Genomic DNA, 16,245 nt, shown 5'->3' on the forward strand with positions numbered 1-16,245 from the left:
CTGCCTGCGCTCACAGGCGAGGTTCGCAGGCATGAATGGACCAATGGGAACGGATGAGACTCGAAGCTCAAGTTTGAGCGATGAAGTCCCCTGGTCGGAGAACCTCACGAGCTACGACAGGGAGCATTTCACGATCTACCTGCGGATCCTGGATGCCTGCGCCGACAATGCCAGCGAAAAGGAGATGGCCGAGCGCATTCTCGGCATCGACCCGTCCATTGACCCGGTCCGCGCCCGCAAAGCTCTTCGCAGCCATATCGACCGTGCGAACTGGATGGTGACGACCGGCTACAAGGAACTGTTCGCCGGCTGATGCACAACGCCCACTGCCACGTGTTTCGATCAGGCAAGTCTCTGTAGCCAAATTCGGCAGCGCACGGCCGCGACAGCCGGCGCGGCGGGAGCGGTCACAACTGGTTCGCGTGCTGTTTGACTGCCACTTCCAGTGCTTGCATCAAAGGCACAGCCTTGGAGAAGAGGAAGCCTTGAGCGGTTCGGCAGCCAAGCTTGTGCAGGGTTTGCCGATCCGCCTCTGTTTCGACGCCCTCGGCCATGACGTCGATCCCGAGCATCTCACCGAGTTCAATGACCGATTTGACAAGCAGTCGGTCCTCTCGGGACTTGGCCAAGCCGCGAATGAAGCCCTGGTCTATTTTCACCTTGCGTATCCGACGGTCCTTGAGAGATGCCAAGGTAGAAAAGCCGGTGCCGAAGTCGTCGAGCGCGATGGAAATACCGGCATGTGAAAGCCGTCCGAGCTTTTCATCCACTCTGTCCGGGTCCACCGGCGATTCTTCGGTAATCTCGATTTCGAACATCGTCGCAGGCAGGCCTCTTGCGGCCAGACCATCCAGAACCATGTCGTCGATATCGCCGGCTTCCAGTTCGCGCGGGGAAACATTCATCGCCACACGAATGTTACGACAGTCAGCTTTCACCAAGCCGTCGATAAAAGCACAACAGTCGGCGAATACGGTTTGCGTCAGCAGCTGAAGCATTCCGGTTTCGCGTGCGGCTGTGATGATTTCGGGTGGAGAGATGGCACCATGTGTCGGATGGGACCATCTCAGCAAGGCTTCAAAACCGACCACGGCCTCGGTGTCGAGTTTCACGATCGGCTGGAACCAAGGTTGCAATCTTCCCGTCTTTATCGCCGAATGAAGGTCCCGTTCGATGGACTGGCGGCGTTGGAGTTCCCGGTCGAGTTCGGCATCGAACAGGCAAAATTCGTTCCTGCCATGGCGCTTGGCCGTATAAAGGGCGATATCGGCCCGCAACAGCATTTCAGTCAGGCTCGACGTCTGTGCCAAGTATATCCCTATCGATGCCCCGACGCGCACGGACGCGACCCCGATATAGGGGCGAGCAATTTTGGCTATGATATTGGAGGCGAGATCACTGGCAGAAAGCGAAGCTCTCGTTGAGGGAAAAACCAGCACGAATTCATCGCCGCCAATACGAGCTAGCGTTGAGCCTTCCGGTGCTTCCTGCTCTATGCGGCGGGCGATCATGACAAGCAGTTCATCACCGGTCCTGTGACCGTAGGTGTCGTTGACAGATTTAAAGCCGTCCAGATCAATCAGCATTGCCACGAAGGGGCCATCCGCGGTCTTGAACCGACCGATGGCGTGTTCAAGGCCCCGCCTGTTGAGAAGGGCGGTCAAATGGTCCTCCCTGGAGTTGCGCTCCATTTCCGACGCAAGTCGCTCTGCCTCATGTCTCAGGCGGCTTGCTTCGCGGAAGCGCGCCTGCCCAACAAACGAAGCTCGGACCAAGCCGCCCATGAAGAGCAGAACGGTGAAAGCCAGAATGTAGCGTTCAAAATTGCCTTTCGCCAAAAGGCACGCCACCGTGATGAGGAGTGGAGGTGTGATGAAGCTGGTCGCCGCGGCGGCATACGAGCTGCCATATGTAACCGCACCAGCTGAAATGCCCGCCAGTATGACCAGATGCATCGGTGCTTGAGGTGTTGTGTATCCAACAGTCAGCACGGCCGGGAAGGACCAGGCAAACCCTGCCAGAAGGGCAAGGACGCCAAACATGCGAAGGCGCGGCAAAACGCCAAGCAAATCCTGATTGCGCCCCGTTTCCTTTAGCTGAAAACGGGCGAGTGCAAGCCGGGCGGCATTTAGCGCATTGACGACCAGGAACCAGCTTGCAGCGGCAAAGCCGCCGCCAGAAAGGGCCTGCACCCCGCAAATCAGGCCTGACAGGATCGCGCTTATCGGCATCGACACGAAGAGCCCGGCCCTCAGGTCAGCAAGCTGATCCTGACGGATTTTGGCCTCCAGCGATTCTTCTTTCTTTAGGGGTGCCATGAATGGACCAGCTTGCTTGCGTCATTGTTCGCGAGGACCAAACCTATGCAAGCCCACTGAAGGACGGGTTAACTACCCAGCGAGGGTAACCAGTGCGCTCACCATGCTTCGGGTCACACCTTTGGCTTAGCATTGCCGAATCATCAAGGTTTCGCCCGCGCGCGTGCCTTGATCCGAGTCATGCCATGATCGGCAACGTCACCAGGAAGCAGCCTTGCCCGCGACGCTGCGAGCGAGCAAGACAAAGAAGCCGCGCCGAGACAGCGCTCCAGAGCGGTAGCGCTCTGTGCGATTCACCGCCTGAGCATGGCCGAAATGCCATGGCGGACAAAGGGAAGATGTTGGGCAAAGCGGAGCCCAGCATGTCTTGCAAGCCGTGCCGCCGGGTGCTCGCTTGAGTAAAGACCGACAAGCATGTTGGTGGCATGATAGAGCGGCGCCGCCGACAGCCGCAGCCGGTTTTCGTATCTGCCGAGCATGTCGGGATCGGCAATGTCGCGGCGGGCGCGACATGCTGTCAGTATTTTATGAGCGAGTTGCTTCTGGCCGCTTAGGCCTATGTTGAAGCCATGCGCGGTCACGGGGTGCATGCCGATGGCAGCGTCTCCTATCAGTGCCGCACTCGGTGCCGAGAACTTGTGCGCCCAGGTCGTGACCAGCGGATAGGCATGGCGGGTGCTTGCCAGGGTCATCTGCCCGAGGCGTCCTCGACACCGGTTCATCAATTCCATGAGGAACAATTCGTCATCGAGAACAGACAGTCTATCGGCCTCGATTGAGCGCAAAGTCAGAAGCAGCGACGACACGCCTTCCATGAGCGGCAACATCGCTATGGTCTGATGGTGGTCGAACCATTCGACCGCGATCTGGTGATGGAAGCGCTCGTGCCTCACTCGGCAAATCAGCATGGAGTGGCCAAGCGGATGGATGTTGGCGCCAATGCCGAGCAGGTCGCGCATCGCGGACAAACGCGAATCCGCTGCGACGAGCAGCCGAGCGGCCAATTGCCTGCCATCAGAAAGCGCTATGACCGCCTCGTCGTCGCTGGTTGTTGCATTGACGACCGAGTTGCCGCACAGCAGCCGGGCATGATCCTGGAAGTAGACAACTTTGAACAGGGCATCGCGGATCCGACAATTTGGGACCAGAAATCCGAGTGGTTCCCCAGATCCGCTGGGAGTATCGAAGCACAGGGCGAAAGGGCTCGACCCGTTGAGCACGCGCGCGCCATGAAGCGGTGATTTGTCCGATGCGGGGATGGCATCCCAGGCGCCGAGCTCGCGAAGGATTCTCACTGATGCGTGGGTCAGCGCGATCTCGCGACCGTCGAAAGCCGGATTCGCCAGGCTGTCGAGCGACTGCCGTTCAACCACTGCCACCTTGAGTCGGCTCCGGGCGAGCGATGCTGCGAAGGCAAGTCCGACCGGGCCAGCTCCGACAACAATGATGTCGAATGTGTCGACAGAGCCGGCCATCAGCGTGCCGCCATAGCGGCTATCTGCGATACGAAGCGCTCTTGAAGCATCGCAATCACCCACGGTTTGCCGCTCATCTCCCCAGCGTCGATAGACATGCGTTCTCCGTTGGAAGCATGGTCAATGAAACCACGCCGACTAAGAGATAACGCTGATCTGGATCAACCAGGCTCGACAAACCCGGCAACGGCGGGTTCACGGTCGAGTGGTCGATTGCCGCGAAAACGTTTGCATGTCTAGGCATTCTGAATGGTCGGCTTCCCAATCGCGTGCCCCTCCTACCCAAAGGTTCGGCAACGTGTTGTGGCTGATCCGTTCTTCGCACGCGCGCCGATATCATCATGACGAGGCAATCCAGCTAAAGATTCGGTCGATGACGACCAGCATCCGCACAGTCGTTGACGCCGCCGACCGGTTCAGCCTCGCGGCTCTTCCCGATCGATAAGGATCCGCTGGGCGGAGCCGTCGAGATCTTCGTATTGGCCGCTCGTCAAGATCCACAGGAAGCCCCGGTCCAAGCCCCACCAAAACAGGCAGCGGCCATCGCATTCCCTCAGGACGGGCGTCTTCGCTGCCGACAGCGTGCTCGCCAACCATGACGGGCGCTATACGCCGAAGCAACTCGCCGACGGCCTCATGTCCAAGTGATGTGGGAAGGGAGCAGAACCAAAGGGACTCTGCTCCGCGTCCCCGCTTTTTCCGCAGCTATGAAACCGTCACCGAACGGATCCGTACTGAGGAGGAGGCCGTCCTTGACTTGCCCGACGCCGGCAACCTTCTCAGCCGCAACGATCGCAGCCTTCCGCTGACGCTCGTCGACAATCGCCCCGGTCAGTTCGACGAGGCCGTCGCTGACCCTAACATCAATCAAGTCACCACCGCTCCACGATTGTCCCTGCAGCTCGGCAAGTATGGCCTTGCGGATCAGGTCGTCATCGGGTGGCGTGGTGCCCTGTTTCGGCATTGCGCGGATCAGGACAGGCAGCAAATCAGTTCGCGTGATGATGCCGACGACCCTTTCCTGATCGACAATCGGCACATTGTTGATGCGGTGTTGCATCATCAAGTCGACAATATCTGCAATCGAGGCGCCAGGAGGCGCCGAGATGACGGGTGTGGTCATCACCTGATGGATGATCCGTCCGTTCGAGCGCACATAGTCTTCGGCGACTGTGCCCGGGCCAAGATCAAACTCCAGCCAGCGCGGACGCACACGCTGGGTCCCAAGTTCCTCTCGGCGCAAGAAGTCGCTTTTGCTTACAATGCCAACCAGGGCACCGTCGCTGTCCGTTACCGGGAGGCAGCTGACTTTGTTTGAAAGCATGAGCTCGGCCGCTTCGGCGATCGTCGCGTTCGCATCCGTCGTGATGACTGGCTTCGTCATGATGGCTTCGGCTTGCATCCTCACCCTCCTGATCTTACGTCGGACGACGATGGGGCATCCCGACGCGCGGCGCTTTGATCTAAGTCACTTGGAACGAGGAGGATTCTCCGCGCCGTCGTCGCGGTCGATAAGAATGCGCTCCGCCGCGCCATCGAGATCGTCGTACTGGCCGCTTCTCAATGCCCACAGGAAGCCGGACAGGCCGAGTGCGCCAAGGAACAGCGCCACCGGAATGAGATAGGCGAGCGTCGTCATGAGGATCGGGCCAAGGCGCCGGCCCGCGCGGGCCTGTCCTGCCGCGCAGTTTCGGACGACGCACCCGTTGGGAAGCCTTGCAGACGCATCGCATTTCCAATCACAAGCAATGACGAGGCAGACATCGCGACCGCCGCGATCAGAGGCGTAACATGACCCAGAATGGCGATCGGCACGGCCACAGCATTGTAAACGATAGCAATTGTTATGTTCTGTCGGATCAGGCTTCCCGCCTTGCGCGACACGTCCAGCGCCAGCGGGATCGCCAAGAGGCTTTCGCGCAGAAAAACGAAGTCGGCTGCATTGCGGCCAATGTCGGCGGCGGTGGCGGGTGCGATCGAGACATGCGCGGCGCTCAGCGCCGGCGTGTCGTTGAGCCCGTCGCCAACCATCAGAACCTTGTGCCCGTCTCTCGCCAGGCTCTCGATGCGTTCAACCTTGCCGGACGGTAGCAGGCAGGGAACGAAGTCATCGACACCAAGCACGTCCGCAACCTCGGCGCAGCCTTTGGCGGTATCGCCCGACAGCATTTCCACGCACATACCAGCGTTGCGCAGTTGATCGATCGCTGCCCTGGTGTCGAGGCGCAGCGCATCCTCGAAAACGAAGGATGCCACAATCATGCCGTTTTTCGTCAGGACTGTTCCGCCGTAGCCATGTTTGCCTTCGCCGCCGGTTCGAGCCTTCCAGCCAGCCCATCCGCGTCGACCCAGCCGCCAGGTGATACCGGCGGCGGTGGCTTCGATCCCGAAACCCGGGTGCTCGGTCACCGCATCGAATTTGTGCTGGCTGCTGCTGACGGCAAAGCCGGCAATGGCCTTTGAATATGGATGACGCGAATGCGCGGCCAAGTCGGCAGCGATTGCCAGCATGGCGGGATCGATCGACGACGTGTTGACGAGCCTGGGCTGGCCAAGCGTGAGCGTGCCGGTCTTGTCGAACACGGCTGTATCGATCGTTGCCAGGCGCTCCATGGCCGAGCCGTCCTTGACCATGATGCCGTTTTCGAACAGGCGCCGCGCGGCCACCACCTGAACGATTGGAACGGCGAGGCCAAGCGCGCACGGGCATGTGATGATGAGAACAGCGATTGCGATCGTCATCGCCCGGTGCCAGTCGCCAGTCACCGCCATCCAGCCCAGGAAGGTTGCCAAGGCGGTGAGATGAACCACGGGCGCGTAGAGTGCCGACACGCGGTCGGCGATACGGCGATACCGGGCGCGACCACCTTCGGCGGCCTCCATCAACCGAACCATTTCCGCCAGGAACGAATCCTTGGCGGCCGCTGTCGCCTCAATCGTCAGCGGACCGGTGAGGTTGAGGACACCGGCCTGCACAATCTCCCCTGGCGCGACGTTTCGCGGCGTGCTCTCGCCAGTGACCAGTGAGCAGTCAAGATCCGACGCTCCATGAACGATCGTGCTGTCGACGGGGATTCTCTCGCCGGCTGCAATGAGCAGTTGCATCCCCGGTTCGATTTCGCCAACCGGCAAATAGTCCCGTGCGCCATCGCCGCGCAGCACCATGGCGCCACGCGCAGCCAACTGTGACAGGTTCTTTACCGCGGTCCGCGCGCGTTCGCGCATCACGTGATCGAGCGTGCGGCCGATCAACAGGAAGAACAGCAGCGATACCGACGCGTCGAAATAGGCGTGGTCGCCATGGGTGATCGTCTCATAGAGGCTCATGGCGTAGGCCAGCGACACGCCGACGGCGATCGGCACGTCCATGTTCATGCGGCCGTGGCGCAGCGCAGTCCACGCCGATTTGAAGAAGATCCCGCCGGCAAAGGCGAGGGCGGGAATGGCGATGAGCGCCGAGACCCAGTGGAACAAATCGCGCGTGGCGCCTTCGGCGCCGGACCAGACCGATACCGAGAGCAGCATGATGTTGCCCGCCGCAAAGCCGGCAACGGCGACGGCGCGGATGAGCTCCGATAACGTCCTGTCCTTCGCATCGGTGTCGGCTTCGAACAGATGTGCCTGGTAGCCCAGGCGCCCGAGCACTGCGACCAATGGTGGAACCTCATCGCCGCGCCACTGGACCGAGACCCGCTTCGTTGAAAGGTTGACGCGGGCGGCCTGGACGTGATTGAGCTTTCCCAACGCGGTCTCGATCATCTGGATGCAGGCGCCGCAGTGAACCGTCGGTACCGACAGGTCGGTCTGATGAAGGTCATCGCCCAGCGACCGGCTCGCCAGCCTGACCTCCTGGCTTGACGGCAGGACCGAAGCGGGGCTGACCAGATCCAGCGCCATTTCAGCGCCCGGCGCGCAGCAGCTCATTTCAGCACCCCTTGGGAAATCATGACCCTGCGCACGTCGCGATAAGGTCTTGCCAGGCCGGCATCGGCGTCTATTTCGATGATCCAGACACCATCCCTTGGCACGTGTTGTGCTGCAAACTCCTGGCCAGAGACCAGGGCGAGCGTGACGGACTCATCCTCTTTCTCGTAAGCCGGATGGCGAAACAGCACCTTCACGCCATGCAGGGAAACCGGTTTGCCCGCGGCGTCGATGATGCGATAGCGGACTTCGCCCCATGCGATGGTCAACTGGCCGGTCCAGCCAAGCGCTGCCTGCGCACGGCCTTCCTCGGCCTTCTTGTTGAATTGTTGGCTCGCCACATAGGTATTTTCGACGACAAGGCCGGTCCAGCTTGTGTTGGCAAGCGTCGCCATCGTCACATTGACCGCGATGACCACGCCGAAAAAGGCAAGGATCGTGGCCAACATGTGCCTGCCGGTGAACTCGCGGGGGTTTCGCGTGGTGGCGTTCATCTGGCGATCTCCGGCGAGTTGAAGGTGGCGGTGTATTCGTTGGACTCGAAGCTGACCTTGTCTTCGACCCGGAATGTGAAGGTCTGCGCCTGGCCATGAATCTGGTCGGCGGGCAGGCGCACGAAAACCTTCAACATCTTCAGCCGGTCGGGTTCGACCTGGACTGCAAAGGAGCGATCGGCGGGGAGATCGACGCCAACGATGCTCATCTCCGCGCCTGGCAAACCCCCGAGGGTGACGATAATCGTTCTCGGTTCGGGGATCATGTTCAAGAGCTTGACGGTATAGCCATTGCGGATCGAGCCGTCCGAGAGCGTCACGAATTGCGGGTTGCGGTCGTGCAGGACATTGATTTCGAGCCGGTCGCGCGTCAGCAGCGAAAAGAGCAGGCCCAGCCCGATCAGCGACCACATGGCCATGTAGACATAGGTTCGTGGCCGAAAGATCTTGCGGATATGGAAATGCGCCACCCTGTCCGAAAACACGCCGTCATCCGTCCTGACCAGTGATGGATCGACCGAGCTGGCGCCGCCTGCGGTGGCCAGCATCATGTTGGCGTTGTAGTCGGAGAGCGTCGCGTAGGAGATCAGTCCTCGCGCTTTGCCGAGCTTGTCCATGACGCCGTCACAGGCATCGATGCAGAGCGCGCAGGTGATGCATTCGAGTTGCTGACCGTCGCGTATGTCGATCCCCATCGGACAGACGGCGACACAGGCATTGCAGTCGACGCAATCGCCGACGGGATGCCCTGCGGCAAGAACCTTCTTGGCGTGACGCGTGCGCGGTTCGCCGCGCCAGTCATTGTAGGTGACGGTGAGCGAGCTCTCGTCGAGCATGGCTGCCTGGATGCGCGGCCATGGGCACATATAGGTGCAGACCTGTTCGCGCATCAGCCCGCCAAACGTGTAGGTCGTCGCCGTCAGGACCGCGACGGTGATGTAGGCGACAGGCGCTGCCGTGCCGGTGAAGAGTTCGCCGAGCAGCGTCGGCGCATCGGCGAAATAGAAGATCCATGCGCCACCAGTCGCTGCGGCTATGACCAGCCAGATGACGTGTTTCGATGCCCGCAGCACAAGCTTACGAGTGGTCCAAGGACCGGCATCGAGCTTGATGCGTGCGTTGCGGTCGCCCTCGATCGCGCGCTCGACGACCAGGAACAGATCGACCCATACGGTCTGTGGGCATGTGTAGCCACACCAGGCACGGCCAACAGTCGATGTGATCAGGAAAAGACCGACGCCGGCCATGACCAGAAGGCCGGCGACATAGTAGAATTCCTGGGGCCATATCTCGATGAAGAAGAAATAGAAGCGCCGGTTGGCGACATCGAGCAGCACGGCCTGGTCCGGGCTAAACGAGCCCCGATCCCAGCGCAGCCACGGCGTCAGATAGTAGATGCCGAGCGTGATCGCCATCACGATCCATTTGAATCGGCGAAAGCTGCCCGAGGCCCGCTTCGGGAAGATCTTCCTGCGCGCGGCATACATTGGCTGGCGCACCTTGGCGGAGTTGAACGTCGTGGGTTCGATCCGTTCTATTTGCGTGTTATCGAGCACGAGAAGCTCCAGTCACCAGCGACGATTTCGCCGGAAGCCGACTCATCGGTTCTGGATGATGCCGAGGCCCGGCTTGCGCCGGGCCTCGTCGCTTAGCGGGAGGGGGAGGACGAGAATAGGCTGCTTTCCTATTCTCCGCCGCCAAGCGAATGGATGTAGACCGCCAGTTCCTTGACCTTGATCTCGCCGAGGCGCGCGCCCCAGGCCGGCATCACGCCGTGTTTCGGTGCGGTTACCTGGGCGGCGATGGCCGCTTCGCCTGACCCGTAGAGCCAGATGGCGTCGGTCAGATCTGGAGCGCCGAGTTCCTTGTTGCCTTTTGCATTGTCGCCATGACAGGCCACGCAGTTTTCGGCAAAGACCTTTGCGCCCGGCGCGACCAATGCTTGATTGACGACGGCCCCCGACAGACTGGCGACGTAGGCGCTGACCTGTTTGATCTGGTCGGCGGTGATGATGTCGGCAAAGGCGGGCATTTCCGACAGGCGCGTATCCGGATCGGAGGCGAAGCGAATGCCATGGGTGATCGTCTGCTGAATCTGGTCCGCCTTGCCGCCCCACAGCCAGTCGTCGTCGTTAAGGTTGGGGAAGCCCTTGGAGCCCTGGGCGCCGGAACCATGGCACTGCACGCAATTGAGCTTGAACGCGGCACCGCCGGCGGCGACGGCGAATTCGCGCAGCGTGTCGTCCGCCGCGATCTCCGAAACACTTTTCGCTTCTATCGCGGCGACATATTTGCCCTTGGCTGCTTCAGCCTTGGATAACTCGTTCCCGACATCGTTGCGACTGGAATAGCCGAGCACACCCTTGGTTGTCGTGTGTAGCAGAGGCCATGCCGGATAGGCGATCGTGTACCCGATCGCCCAGACTATGGTGATGTAGAACGTCCAGACCCACCAGCGCGGAAGCGGGTTGTTGAGCTCCCGGATGCCGTCCCACTCATGACCGGTGGTTGAGATGCCGGAAACCTCGTCGATGTGATCGCTGCTCATGATCAGTCCTCCTTCAGAGGAATTTGAGCTGCTTCGCCGGCTTGCCTGCGGCTTCCGGGACGAACTGCAAAGGCAACAGATCCGATGAAGAAAAGAGCCATGGCAAGTAGGCCCCAGCTGTCGGCAATTTCCCGCATGAAATTGTACGTCATGGCCATTGTCCTCAGCGGTAGCCGGCGGTCTCATCGTAGTTCTTGAAATCGACCAGCGTGCCCAGCATCTGGAGATAAGAAACCAGCGCGTCCATTTCGGTGACTTGCTGCGGGTTGCCGTCGAAGTCGCCGATCTTGGCCTTGGGGTAGCGGGCCTCGAGGCCGGATGTGTCGGCGTTGGGATCAGCCTGCGCCATCAAATCGGCATTGGCGTTGGCGATCATGTCGTCGGAATAAGGGACGCCGACGCGCCTGTTGGCGACCAGATGCGTCGAGAAGTCCTTCACCGCGATCGGCTTGTCCTTCAGGAAGGCATAGCTCGGCATGATCGATTCCGGCACCACGGACCGTGGATCTGTCAGGTGATCCACGTGCCACAGGTTGGAATACCGGTCGCCAACGCGGGCGAGATCCGGTCCGGTGCGCTTCGATCCCCACTGGAAGGGGTGGTCGTATATCGACTCGGCCGCCAGGCTGTAGTGGCCGTAGCGCTCGACCTCGTCACGGAACGGCCTGATCATCTGGCTGTGGCAGAGGTAGCAGCCCTCGCGGACATAGATGTTTCGCCCGGCAAGTTCGAGCGGCGAGTAGGGGCGCATGCCTTCCACCTTCTCGATCGTATTATCGAGATAGAAGAGCGGCGCGATCTCGACGATGCCGCCGATTGTCACGACCAGCAGCGACCCGAGGAGGAGAAGTGTAGCGTTCTTCTCGATGACCGCGTGTCTGTTCATCAACCTCATTTTCCGTCTCATCATCGCGCAAGCTGGAGGGCGGGGGTGGAGCGCGGCATCGGATCCTGCTCGCGCCGGTAGCCGAGGATGGTCATGGCGATGTTCCAGGCCATGATCAGGGTGCCGGAGAGGTACATGGCCCCACCGATGGCGCGCATGATGTAATAAGGGTGCATAGCGGCCACGGTTTCGGCGAAGGAGTAGACCAGGAAGCCCTGCTCGTCGTATTCGCGCCACATCAGGCCCTGCATGATGCCGGACACCCACATCACCGCGGCGTAGACAACGATGCCGAGCGTCGCCAGCCAGAAATGCCAGGTGACGAGCCTGAGCGAATAGAGGCGTTCACGGTTCCAGAGCTTCGGCACCATGAAGTAGATCGCGCCGAACGAGATCATGCCGACCCAGCCGAGTGCGCCGGAATGGACGTGGCCAATGGTCCAGTCGGTATAATGCGACAGCGAGTTGACCGTCTTGATCGACATCATCGGGCCTTCGAAGGTCGACATGCCGTAGAAGGCGATGGCCATCACCATCATGCGGATGATGGGATCGGTGCGCAGCTTGTCCCAGGCGCCCGACAGCGTCATCAGGCCGTTGATCATGCCGCCCCATGACGGCATCCACAGCATGATCGAGAACACCATGCCGAGCGTCTGCGCCCAATCGGGCAGGGCGGTGTAGTGCAGGTGATGCGGCCCGGCCCAGATGTAGAGGAAGATGATTGCCCAGAAATGGACGATCGACAGGCGGTAGGAATAGACCGGCCGGTTGGCCTGCTTGGGCACGAAATAGTACATCATGCCGAGGAAGCCGGCGGTGAGGAAGAACCCGACGGCATTGTGGCCGTACCACCACTGCGTCAGGGCGTCCTGGACTCCGGAAAATGCGGAATAGCTCTTGGAGCCGAGAAAGGAGGCCGGCATCGACAGGTTGTTGATCACATGCAGCATCGCGATGGTCACGATGAAGGAAAGATAGAACCAGTTGGCGACGTAGATGTGCGGTTCCTTGCGCTTCAGGATGGTGCCCAGAAACAGGATCAGGTAGCCGACCCAGACGATGGTCAGCCAGATGTCGACATACCATTCGGGTTCCGCATATTCGCGGCTCTCGGTGATGCCGAGCAGATAACCTGTCGCGGCCATGACGATGAAGAGCTGGTAGCCCCAGAACACGAACCAGGCGAGATCGCCACCGAACAGCCGAGCGCGGCATGTGCGTTGGACGACATAGAGAGACGTGCAAAGCAACGCATTGCCGCCGAAGGCGAAGACGACGCCCGAGGTGTGCAGAGGCCGCAAGCGGCCGAAGTTGAACCAGGGCTGGATGTTGAGATCGGGATAGGCAAGCTGCAGCGCGATGACCACCCCGACCACCATGCCAACCACACCCCAGAACATGGTGGCGATGGCGCCGTAGCGGATTGGCCCGTCCATGTAAGCGGACGGGTCGATCGGAGCGGCAGGCTTGAACTCAGTGTTACGCAGTAGGATCGCAGTGAAGCCAGCCAAGGCGAAGAACAAGACCCACATATGCTGGCGAAAGGGTTCATCCACCCCAGCGCCAGCCGCCACCAAAGCCGCGAATGCGAACAGGCTTAGAAGCACGATTTCTTTGCCGAATTTCATCGCAAGCCCCGATTTCCAATTCCGGCGGATGCCAAACCGCGGTGCCTTATTGCGCAGCCGTCGCCTGCTCGCCCTGATCCATGTCAGAGCCGCACCATTTTGCTCGAGCAGCATCGAGTTCGGTGCGATCAGACTGCGACGATCGAATGTGGAAGCGCACCACCGGCCGCCCGTTTATGGATGGGGCCTGGCGTCCCCGGTCGGGCCCCGGGTGCGGAGGCGACCGCGGGCGTGTGGGGGAGCGCACCTTCTGCGACGCTGGAAAGCAGGTCGACGCCTTACCGAACCCCGCGTTCAATGCCTTGGAACAGCCAGCGCCAGCGTTACGCTGCCGTCGTGACATTCATGGCTTGGGGAGACGGCGATTTTCCCCTGCGGATGAGGCGTATTGACTTCGGCCAAGTGTGGATGCTTCGCCGACGAGCCGAAAGGCAACTGGCGCATACGATCGGATGGAGAACGGGCTGTCGCTACGCGACTTCTTCTGAGCCCAACGCGAGCATGCCCTGCCCCGAATGAAGTAAGTGACGGGGGCCATGCAGCTTCTGCGTCATTCAAACGGCTGTAGCGCCTCGGCCGCCGCAGCGCCGTTCCAGCCGGCTCATGCTGTCCACGGTGACGCGGCGGTTGTTCTCGATCCGAATCACGCCGTCCATTCTCAGGCTGGTCAGCTGACGGCTCACGGTCTCGTTTGTGATTCCAAGGAAATCAGAAATGTCGGCACGCGTCATCGGCAGCTCGAAGCACGTCGAGCTAGCCGTCGGGTCAACATTGGAGTCGATGTTCCGGGCAATCATGAGGAGAAAGCTCGCCACCTTCTCTGGTGCGGTCTTGCGCCCCAGAGTCACCATCCATTCGCGTGCCTCGTCAAGTTCGTTCAGCGCCTGCTTGAGCAGGCGATGCACAAATTCGGGTGACTGCTTCATCATCCGTTCGATGGCCGCTCTGGGAAACGAGCATAGCGAGACAGCTGTTGCCGCTTCCGCATTAATCGCACTTTTCATCTTGAAGGGCCGACCCAGAAAATCCGGGGCGAACTGCAGGCCGACAATCTGTTGGCGTCCATCTGACAGGCTCTTCGTGAGCTTCACCACGCCTGAAAGCACGTTCGAATAACAGTCGACCGCCTCGGCGTCGCCGATCAGTTCGACCCCCGGCTCGATATTGTGCCGCGACGACGTCTTGGCGAGCTGAGCCAAATGGTCTGGCTCTAGCGCGCCACAGACACCGCGGCGCCGTGCCTCGCAAGACAGGCAAAGAACGGGGATGCCGGAACTGTGAATATCCTGCCGTAATGTCATTCGATCGCTCTACCGCTCCGTGCGGGCAGGATAGCATCCACGGTAGAAAAATCCTTGCGGCAGTTTGTCCGTGCTGAAGGTTGATCGAAATCAGGGCTTAGGCTCATCCAAGCATCCACAGTTCGGGCGAGGCAAACACGGTGGACCACGACATGCGACAAAAGCTAGTTGCCAGATTTGGCGAGAACGTCCCGCGCTACACGAGCTACCCGACCGCGCCGCATTTCAATGCAAGCGTTGACGCTACCGTTTGTCGTGGCTGGCTACAGCGGCTCGATGAGGGCGACGAAATCTCGCTCTATCTGCACATCCCATACTGCGACAAGCTTTGCTGGTTTTGTGCCTGCCATACCAAGCAGACACGCCATTACGAACCGGTGACGATCTATCTCCGCTCACTGCATGCCGAGATCGCTACCGTCGCCGGTCTTGTTGGAGGCAAAGGTCGTGTGCGTGCCGTCCATTTCGGCGGTGGTTCGCCGACCATGCTCAAGCCCGAAGATATGGTGGCGCTGGGAACCGCCCTGCGCAACAGCTTCGGCTTTCTTCCCGGCGCCACGATCAGCGTTGAAATCGAACCCAACGATATGGACGATGCCCGCCTCGATGCGCTTGCCGAAATCGGCATGACCCGTGCGAGCCTCGGCGTTCAGGATTTCGATCCGAAGGTGCAAAAGGCGATCAACCGCGAGCAGAGCTTCCTGCAGACCAAGACGGTCGTCGACGGCGTTCGTTCGCGCGGCGTCGAATCCGTCAATCTGGACCTGCTCTATGGTCTGCCGCACCAGACCAGGGAAAGCGTCGCTTCTACGGTCACGCAGGCACTGACCCTGGAACCGGATCGGATCGCACTGTTTGGCTACGCGCATGTACCGTGGTTCAAGAAACATCAGACGATGATCGACGAGGCCTGGTTGCCGGGTCCCGCGGAGCGCTTTGCCCAGTCGCAACTGGCTGCACAGGCGATTGTAGACAATGGATACGAGGCAATCGGGCTCGACCATTTCGCCAAACCAGGCGATGCGCTGGCGATTGCGGCACACACCGGGACTTTGCACCGGAACTTTCAGGGCTACACGGACGATTGCTGCGAAATCTTGATCGGGCTCGGCCCGTCATCCATTAGCCAGTTTCGGCAAGGCTATGCGCAGAACATGCCTTCAACTAGCGAATATAGACGCATGGTTGATGACGGCGGGCTGGCCGCTGTTCGGGGTATCGCACTTTCCAACGACGACCGCGTTCGCGGCTGGATCATCGAACGTTTGATGTGCGACTTCGCCTTCTCGGCCATCGATCTGGTGGAACGCTTCGGCGAGGCCGGCCAGAGGCTCCTCCTTCAGTCAAGTTCCATGGCCCTCCACGATCCGGTTCGATTGCTTGAACTTGATGGCGACAGATTCGTTGTGCCGGCTGAAAGTCGCCCTTTCGTCCGAAGCATCGCGGCCAGGTTCGACAAATATTTCGAAGCTGGAACGGCCAGGCACTCGGCGGCAGTCTGAGCACTCAGAGGAACGGTCATGCCTCTCAGTCGATCATGGACCGCGGTACGTTTGTTGATCGGCGACCGTCTATCGAGACAAGATTCTGAGCGGACCAGACGCGTCTTGGCGCAGCGACGATATCGTCCGCTCGAGCCCTGCCTGTCGGATCATGGTTGTCGGCGAC

General features: G+C 60.4%; 15 protein-coding genes. 2 read left to right on the top strand and 13 right to left on the bottom strand.

The window, feature by feature from the left end; genetic code table 11:
* Positions 1-31: 31 nt before the first annotated feature.
* Positions 32-313 carry a DNA -binding domain-containing protein gene (locus tag NKH54_RS20145; RefSeq protein WP_081726268.1) on the top strand — a complete coding sequence of 94 codons (282 nt, stop codon included), beginning with the start codon at positions 32-34 and terminating at the stop codon, positions 311-313.
* A gap of 94 nt (positions 314-407) precedes the next feature.
* Here the strand turns inward: NKH54_RS20145 and NKH54_RS20150 are convergent, their stop codons facing one another.
* The 13 genes from NKH54_RS20150 to NKH54_RS20210 form a co-directional block, all read right to left on the bottom strand.
* Positions 408-2,318 (bottom strand): putative bifunctional diguanylate cyclase/phosphodiesterase, encoded by a 1,911-nt coding sequence (locus tag NKH54_RS20150; RefSeq protein WP_352539092.1) that lies wholly within the window; start codon positions 2,316-2,318, stop codon positions 408-410.
* Positions 2,319-2,611: 293 nt separating this feature from the next.
* Positions 2,612-3,793: a 5-demethoxyubiquinol-8 5-hydroxylase UbiM gene (ubiM, locus tag NKH54_RS20155; RefSeq protein WP_023808102.1), complete on the bottom strand. Its 1,182-nt coding sequence runs from the start codon at positions 3,791-3,793 to the stop codon at positions 2,612-2,614.
* 416 nt (positions 3,794-4,209) lie between these two features.
* The gene (ccoS, locus tag NKH54_RS20160; RefSeq protein ID WP_352886926.1) at positions 4,210-4,326 is read right to left on the bottom strand and encodes a cbb3-type cytochrome oxidase assembly protein CcoS; all 117 of its coding nucleotides are present in this window, start codon (positions 4,324-4,326) and stop codon (positions 4,210-4,212) included.
* A 101-nt stretch (positions 4,327-4,427) separates the two neighbouring features.
* Positions 4,428-5,195: a CBS domain-containing protein gene (locus NKH54_RS20165; protein ID WP_352539093.1), complete on the bottom strand. Its 768-nt coding sequence runs from the start codon at positions 5,193-5,195 to the stop codon at positions 4,428-4,430.
* 66 nt (positions 5,196-5,261) lie between these two features.
* A complete protein-coding gene (gene ccoS / locus NKH54_RS20170; RefSeq protein WP_023697810.1) occupies positions 5,262-5,432 on the bottom strand; it encodes a cbb3-type cytochrome oxidase assembly protein CcoS in 171 nt (56 codons plus the stop codon).
* Positions 5,429-7,717 (bottom strand): cation-translocating P-type ATPase, encoded by a 2,289-nt coding sequence (locus NKH54_RS20175; RefSeq protein WP_352539094.1) that lies wholly within the window; start codon positions 7,715-7,717, stop codon positions 5,429-5,431. The genes ccoS (NKH54_RS20170) and NKH54_RS20175 overlap by 4 nt, the downstream gene beginning before the upstream one ends.
* Entirely contained in the window at positions 7,714-8,211 is a 498-nt protein-coding gene (locus NKH54_RS20180) for a FixH family protein (RefSeq protein WP_352539095.1), read from the bottom strand. Before NKH54_RS20180 ends, NKH54_RS20175 begins: the two co-directional genes overlap by 4 nt.
* A complete protein-coding gene (gene ccoG, locus NKH54_RS20185) occupies positions 8,208-9,767 on the bottom strand; it encodes a cytochrome c oxidase accessory protein CcoG (protein WP_352713632.1) in 1,560 nt (519 codons plus the stop codon). Before ccoG ends, NKH54_RS20180 begins: the two co-directional genes overlap by 4 nt.
* Positions 9,768-9,895: 128 nt before the next feature.
* Entirely contained in the window at positions 9,896-10,759 is an 864-nt protein-coding gene (ccoP, locus tag NKH54_RS20190; RefSeq protein WP_023707014.1) for a cytochrome-c oxidase, cbb3-type subunit III, read from the bottom strand.
* Positions 10,760-10,761: 2 nt separating this feature from the next.
* A complete protein-coding gene (locus tag NKH54_RS20195) occupies positions 10,762-10,911 on the bottom strand; it encodes a CcoQ/FixQ family Cbb3-type cytochrome c oxidase assembly chaperone (protein WP_023707015.1) in 150 nt (49 codons plus the stop codon).
* An 11-nt stretch (positions 10,912-10,922) separates the two neighbouring features.
* Positions 10,923-11,654, bottom strand: coding sequence for a cytochrome-c oxidase, cbb3-type subunit II (ccoO, locus tag NKH54_RS20200; RefSeq protein ID WP_023716338.1), 732 nt, complete (start codon positions 11,652-11,654; stop codon positions 10,923-10,925).
* An 11-nt stretch (positions 11,655-11,665) separates the two neighbouring features.
* Positions 11,666-13,276, bottom strand: a complete 1,611-nt coding sequence (gene ccoN / locus NKH54_RS20205) for a cytochrome-c oxidase, cbb3-type subunit I (RefSeq protein ID WP_023750566.1) — start codon at positions 13,274-13,276, stop codon at positions 11,666-11,668.
* A 554-nt stretch (positions 13,277-13,830) separates the two neighbouring features.
* On the bottom strand, positions 13,831-14,577 hold the full coding sequence (locus tag NKH54_RS20210; protein WP_023708062.1) for a Crp/Fnr family transcriptional regulator: 747 nt from the start codon (positions 14,575-14,577) through the stop codon (positions 13,831-13,833).
* Positions 14,578-14,729: 152 nt separating this feature from the next.
* Here NKH54_RS20210 and hemN point away from each other — a divergent pair, with 152 nt between their 5' ends.
* On the top strand, positions 14,730-16,079 hold the full coding sequence (hemN, locus tag NKH54_RS20215) for an oxygen-independent coproporphyrinogen III oxidase (protein WP_023750565.1): 1,350 nt from the start codon (positions 14,730-14,732) through the stop codon (positions 16,077-16,079).
* Positions 16,080-16,245: the final 166 nt, after the last annotated feature.

Source organism: Mesorhizobium sp. M1004, from assembly GCF_040318795.1.
In the GTDB taxonomy this organism is placed as follows: domain Bacteria; phylum Pseudomonadota; class Alphaproteobacteria; order Rhizobiales; family Rhizobiaceae; genus Mesorhizobium.

Bases quoted from the DNA above. Each gene is read 5' to 3' on its own strand.
- NKH54_RS20180 (WP_352539095.1), bottom strand. From the start codon at position 8,211: ATGAACGCCACCACGCGAAACCCCCGCGAGTTCACCGGCAGGCACATG.
- NKH54_RS20145 (WP_081726268.1), top strand. From the start codon at position 32: ATGAATGGACCAATGGGAACGGATGAGACTCGAAGCTCAAGTTTGAGC.
- ccoP (WP_023707014.1), bottom strand. From the start codon at position 10,759: ATGAGCAGCGATCACATCGACGAGGTTTCCGGCATCTCAACCACCGGT.
- NKH54_RS20195 (WP_023707015.1), bottom strand. From the start codon at position 10,911: ATGACGTACAATTTCATGCGGGAAATTGCCGACAGCTGGGGCCTACTT.
- NKH54_RS20150 (WP_352539092.1), bottom strand. From the start codon at position 2,318: ATGGCACCCCTAAAGAAAGAAGAATCGCTGGAGGCCAAAATCCGTCAG.
- ccoN (WP_023750566.1), bottom strand. From the start codon at position 13,276: ATGAAATTCGGCAAAGAAATCGTGCTTCTAAGCCTGTTCGCATTCGCG.
- NKH54_RS20210 (WP_023708062.1), bottom strand. From the start codon at position 14,577: ATGACATTACGGCAGGATATTCACAGTTCCGGCATCCCCGTTCTTTGC.
- NKH54_RS20165 (WP_352539093.1), bottom strand. From the start codon at position 5,195: ATGCAAGCCGAAGCCATCATGACGAAGCCAGTCATCACGACGGATGCG.
- ubiM (WP_023808102.1), bottom strand. From the start codon at position 3,793: ATGGCCGGCTCTGTCGACACATTCGACATCATTGTTGTCGGAGCTGGC.
- ccoO (WP_023716338.1), bottom strand. From the start codon at position 11,654: ATGAGGTTGATGAACAGACACGCGGTCATCGAGAAGAACGCTACACTT.
- hemN (WP_023750565.1), top strand. From the start codon at position 14,730: ATGCGACAAAAGCTAGTTGCCAGATTTGGCGAGAACGTCCCGCGCTAC.
- ccoS (WP_023697810.1), bottom strand. From the start codon at position 5,432: ATGACGACGCTCGCCTATCTCATTCCGGTGGCGCTGTTCCTTGGCGCA.
- NKH54_RS20175 (WP_352539094.1), bottom strand. From the start codon at position 7,717: ATGAGCTGCTGCGCGCCGGGCGCTGAAATGGCGCTGGATCTGGTCAGC.